Source organism: Lactococcus petauri (assembly GCF_002154895.1).
Lineage (GTDB): Bacteria > Bacillota > Bacilli > Lactobacillales > Streptococcaceae > Lactococcus > Lactococcus petauri.
Map to the genome: position 1 here is coordinate 1 of NZ_MUIZ01000033.1, position 915 is coordinate 915.

A 915-nucleotide genomic window follows, 5' to 3' on the forward strand; every position below is an offset into this window, starting at 1 on the left:
ATGTATTTTTAATAAAAGATTTGTATTCTGGTTGTTGAAAAAACTCAATATAGATCTTAACGGTAGGGACTAACGAGACTTCAGAAACAATAATTTGAAAGAAATTACTTTTTAATTTGGCATAATCTTCTTTTGAAGTAAAATAAGTCAAATTTAGATCAATGCATTGCTTAATAAACTTGGTGTCTACACTCCCGTAGTAATGATTTTCTTTTAAATACATAAATTTATAAAGTTTTAAATAATGGATAACAATCATATTATTACAAAGAGTATAAAGCATCAAATTAAAGGTAAAAGTATCAAGAGAGTATTTGGAACATACTTGTTGAAGTAATGCTTTACAGGTATCAACTACATGATTATTTTTGATATTTGAAAGGATATTTCCTATTTTAGATTTTTCAAAATCTGTATAGAACTCCTGAGTGAAATAAGAAATTATACAAAATAGTACTAAATTTTCATTCAGTATGTATCTATTTTTTGGGGGACCAGAAGCATCTAAATTTGTGTTCTCATTGTATCTAGTGAAGATACAGACCAATTCTTTTATTTCATCACTAAGCTCTGGCAAAAAATTTTGAGTACTTATTGAGGATGAGAAAATTGCTATAAAATAATATACTCTAGTTTTACCAATAGGTGACAATCTGTTGAATTCTTTACTATAACTTCCAATAAAAGAATCACTAAACTTAGAGTCAATTAGATCTAAGTATTGCTTTGTACCTTTAGCAACAACTGAAATTGTAAAATAATATAAATATCTAATTTCTATTTCATTACCACAAAGAGAAAACATATCATTATTTTTTTCAAAATATATTTTTAAATTTAATGAAGAAAATAAAATATTGACTTTAGCTATTAGTTTATAAACATAAGATTCACTATAAAAAATATTTTCTGTGA

General features: G+C 24.7%; 1 protein-coding gene. It reads right to left on the reverse strand.

From position 1 onward, the window contains the following. A partial coding sequence (locus BZZ03_RS11750; protein WP_198943962.1) for a helix-turn-helix domain-containing protein occupies positions 1–915 on the reverse strand: 915 nt, incomplete at both ends.